The 4,037-nt window shown below is 72.4% G+C and carries 4 protein-coding genes and 1 pseudogene; 4 read left to right on the forward strand and 1 reads right to left on the reverse strand.

Annotation, left to right across the window (positions count from 1 at the left end):
- Window positions 1–564, forward strand: a pseudogene (locus C892_RS32385) (HNH endonuclease signature motif containing protein); the annotation flags it as partial.
- Between the two features lie 368 nt (window positions 565–932).
- Here C892_RS32385 and C892_RS0122555 read toward each other — a convergent pair.
- Window positions 933–1,364, reverse strand: a complete 432-nt coding sequence (locus C892_RS0122555; protein WP_017559037.1) for a VOC family protein — start codon at window positions 1,362–1,364, stop codon at window positions 933–935.
- Window positions 1,365–1,578: 214 nt separating this feature from the next.
- Between C892_RS0122555 and C892_RS0122560 the strand changes: the two genes are divergently transcribed.
- The 3 genes from C892_RS0122560 (at window position 1,579) to C892_RS0122570 (ending at window position 3,939) form a co-directional block, all read left to right on the forward strand.
- Window positions 1,579–2,253, forward strand: coding sequence for a class I SAM-dependent methyltransferase (locus C892_RS0122560; RefSeq protein ID WP_017539186.1), 675 nt, complete (start codon window positions 1,579–1,581; stop codon window positions 2,251–2,253).
- A gap of 169 nt (window positions 2,254–2,422) precedes the next feature.
- Window positions 2,423–2,737, forward strand: a complete 315-nt coding sequence (locus C892_RS0122565; RefSeq protein ID WP_017539185.1) for a nuclear transport factor 2 family protein — start codon at window positions 2,423–2,425, stop codon at window positions 2,735–2,737.
- A 164-nt stretch (window positions 2,738–2,901) separates the two neighbouring features.
- Entirely contained in the window at window positions 2,902–3,939 is a 1,038-nt protein-coding gene (locus C892_RS0122570; RefSeq protein WP_017559038.1) for a hypothetical protein, read from the forward strand.
- Window positions 3,940–4,037 lie beyond the last annotated feature (98 nt).

The following is a 4,037-nucleotide window of genomic DNA, read 5'->3' on the forward strand; positions in this document are numbered from 1 at the left end:
GCAGGGCACCCGGCGGCGGGGGGTCTTGCGGCCGCAGGTGAGCGTGGTGGTGCCGCTGGAGGCCCTGCTCCTGAAGGAGGGGGCCGAGCCCGCGACCACGGACCGCGGGCGGCTGCTGCCGCCCTCGGCTCTGCGGGCCTTCGCTTCGGACTCGCTGATCCGGCGGCTGGTCACCGACCCCGTCGAGGGCGTGGTCGACATCGGCCGGGCCCGCAGAACCTTCCCCACCCGCATCCGCGAGGCCCTGGCCGCTACGGCGGGCACCTGCCAGTGGGAGGAGGGGTGCAGCGTTCCGGCCCGCTGGTGCCAGGGGGACCACCGCACCGAGTGGTGGGAGGGCGGGGCCACCGCCCTGGGCAACGCACAGCTCCTCTGCGGCGGGACAACCGCGAGAAGCACATGCGCCGCCTCCAGGCCCACTACCGGGCCAACACCCGGGAGCGGCCGCCGACCCGGCCCCCCGGGGACCGCCAGGGCCGCCAAGGCCGCAAGGGGCCCGGACGCCAAGGGGCCACCGGAGGAGACAAGGGCGGAACCGACCCGCCCGAACCACCCCGCCCCTGAACCACCACCCCAGCCCCGGAGCCCTGCCACCCGGGCTCCGGTGACACCCCCCGCAAGCACCCCGCACCCCCGGGTGCCGGGTGCCTGGCACCCGCATGGCCCGGCCCATCGACGGGTCCTTCCGTAGTGCGCTCGCGTTCCGAGGTCGGTTGCGAGGACGGCGGCCGCTGGAATGGGGTGACCGCCGTCGGGTAGCGGGCGCCGGTGAGGACGGCAAAGGCGGACCACGTCCGTTCCAGGGGCGTAGCGGCCGTGCCGACTGGGGGCGGACCGTCCGCAGGGAACGACGGCGGCCCTCGGTGAGCGGGATCTGGACGTTCCGGCCGTGCGCCGTTCGCGCGGCCGATGGATCGGTCAGGTAGGGCGGATCACGCGGCGAACACCTGGGAGTCGTCGGCGAAGGCCTTGAACTCCAGGGCGTTGCCGGCCGGGTCGAGAAGGAACATCGTCCACTGCTCGCCCGGCTCCCCCTCGAAGCGGACGTAGGGCTCGATCACGAACCGCGTCCCGGCCGCGCGCAGCCGCTCGGCGAGCGTGTGGAACTCCGGAACGGCCAGGATCAGCCCGAAGTGGGGGACGGGAACGTCGTGGCCGTCGACGGGGTTGTGGATGCGCCTCTGGCGCTCGGGCGCCAGGTGGGTGACGAACTGGTGGCCGTGCAGGTTCCAGTCGATCCAGGTGTCGGAGCTGCGCCCCTGCTCCAGGCCGAGCACCTTCCCGTAGAAGGCGCGGGCGGCGTCCAGGTCGTCGACGGGCACGGCCAGGTGGAAGCGGGGGATCGGAGAGTCGAGCGTGCTCATGGGCGGATGCGCCTTCCTGGTCGTGGGACGCGCCCGGCACTTCCGGAGCGCGATTGTCCGAATGTTAACATTCGGACAATAGGAGGCAAGGGTGTCCCTCGTCTTCGAAGGAGCCGCGGTCGGCCCGGGACGACCTGGCGCCGTGGGGCCTGTAAGACTGGGAACGGCGGCCTGACCAGCGGGCCCGGGCGAGCAGGGGAGACGGCAGCGCGCCATGGACATCGCCGAGGAGCAGCGCGAGCACTGGACGCGGGTCTACGCCGGCAACCCGCACATGTACGGCGATGCGCCGTCAGAGGTCGCCCGGCATGCGGGTGCGGTCTTCGCGGAGCGAGGTGCGCGCTCGGTGCTGGAGCTCGGAGCGGGGCACGGGCGCGATGCCCTGTGGCTGGCCGGGCAGGGATTCCCGGTCACGGCCACGGACTTCAGCGCCCCCGGGCTGGAGCAGCTCGACGAGGCGGCCGCCGGACTCGGCCGCGCCGACTCCGTCCGCACCGTCCTCCACGACGCACGGGACCCCCTCCCTTTCGCGGACGGCTCCTTCGACGGGGTGATGGCGCACATGCTGCTGTGCATGGCCCTGAGTACCGACCGGATCCGGGCCCTCGTCGGCGAGATCGGTCGCGTCCTCAGGCCGGGAGGCGCGCTCGTCTACTCGGTCCGCCACACCGGCGACGCCCACTACGGCCAGGGCGTCTCCCACGGGGACGACATCTACGAGCACGGCGGCTTCGCGGTGCACTTCTTCCCCCGTGCGCTGGTGGACGAGCTTGCACAGGGGTGGGCGCTCCAGGAGGTGCACGCCTTCGAGGAGGGCGAACTGCCGCGCCGCCTGTGGCGGGTCACCCAGACCAGGCCTGTGTCGGGTGAGCAGGCGGCGACCTCCTGACCCCGGCCCCGGACCGGCAGGTGCGGGGCAAACACCGGTTCCCGGATCGGTCAAGATCTCTCCGTCCGGCCCCCACCTGCGTTGGTGCGCCGTCGGGACGGGGCAGGACCGCAGACGGAGCCGGGCGCCGCATGCGTCCGCGCAGGCTGACCGACCAGGAGGAGGGGCCATGTCGGCGTCCGTCACCGATCCCGCCGTCCGAGCGTTCATCGATGCCGTCAACGCGGGCGACCGCGCCGCGTTCCACGCCGTGCTGACCCCGGACGCCACGATGTCCGACGACGGCTCGGACCGCGACCTGGCCCAGTGGGCCGACCGGGAGATCTTCTCGGCCAACGGCCGCATGGACGTGGTCAGCGCGAACGACGAGGGCCGGACGCTGATCGCCGACTACACCAACGACACCTGGGGAGCCATGCGCACCCGGTGGACCTTCACCGTCCGCGACGGCAAGGTCGCCCGCTTCGACACCGGGCAGGCCTGACGACCGGTCCGCCGGATCCTTCAGATCCGGATACGTGCCCCTGACCCCGCCGACCGTCCGGAGCGGTCCCTCTCTACAGGAGCCGCCTGGGGCGGTTGGGATTCGCCGCGCCTGAGTATCCGTACTCTTCTGGGCCTGCGGCATCGTGGGGTGGGATCGGTGGAATGAACGAACAGCGCACTTCCGGGTCCTCGGAGAAGGAAGAGCAGGGGATCACAGGCGAAGGCCGCGGCGGTGAGGGGGCGGCCCTGGCGAGCCGTGACGGCGCCGCCTCCGAGGGGCGGTCGAACGGGGAGCGCGCGTCCGGTTCCTCCCTGCGCAGAATCGCGCTCACCGGCGCGGGGATCGGGTTCGCTGCGCCGTGGGCCGGAGGCCTCCTGCTGTACGGCGCGTTCATCGCTTTCCTGGCGGTGGCCTTCGCCGACCTCGGCGTGATCAGCGTTCTCGTCATGGGCCTGATCCTCGCCGCCCTGCCGACGGGCATCGTCGCCGTGTGGCTGCTCGGCCGTGCCGCGCTCCGGGCCGTGGGCGCACGAACCCCGGAGGCGGCCGCGTCCTTGGTGACCGGCTGCGTCGTGCTGTCCGCCGTCCTGTTCCATACGGGAGGCTCCCTGGTGTTCGACCACTGGCCCGCCGTGGCGGCCGCGGCGGGTCTAGCGTCGGCCGCAGGCTGCGGACTCGCGGCGCTCTTCCCCCGCCCGGTTCCGCTCATCGTTGCGGCGGCCGTCGTCCTGGGCGGGACCGCGGCGGCGGCGCTCGGCCTGCCGCCGGAGCTCGAGGCCCGTGAAGAGCGAGCGGAGCGCCGCGCGATCATGGGGGACACGGACGCGGCCTTCGCCGTCGTCGACCACCCGGAATGGCGCCGTACGGGGATCAGCGGTCAACACGGCCGCCTCACCGTCCACTACGAGCACGCCGACGGCGACAGGGTCTCCGTCGAAACCTGGAACAGGGAGTTCGACGAGGCGGTCGATTACCAGTGCGATTACCGGCAGATGCAGTGCGAGTGGAAGGGCGACCTGCTGGTGGTGCGGGAGGAGGGCGAGATCGACGAAGTACGCACGGTCTTGCCGGACGGTCCCGTGGTCTCGGTTCTGGCCACCTCTGTCACCGCACGGGTGGACCTCATGGAGCCCGCGAGGCATGTCCGCACAGGGACTCCGGCCGAGCGTGAGGAGATCATCAACGGACCGGAGGTGTGAGGCCCGCCGTCGGCCCCTACGTGCCCCGGGCGGCGCTCGTCGGAGCCCCTTAGAGGTCGTCTCATTTGGTGAGTCTGCGGTAGCAGATCAGTGTGCAG

It is taken from the genome of Nocardiopsis baichengensis YIM 90130 (assembly GCF_000341205.1).
Classification (GTDB): domain Bacteria; phylum Actinomycetota; class Actinomycetes; order Streptosporangiales; family Streptosporangiaceae; genus Nocardiopsis_A; species Nocardiopsis_A halophila.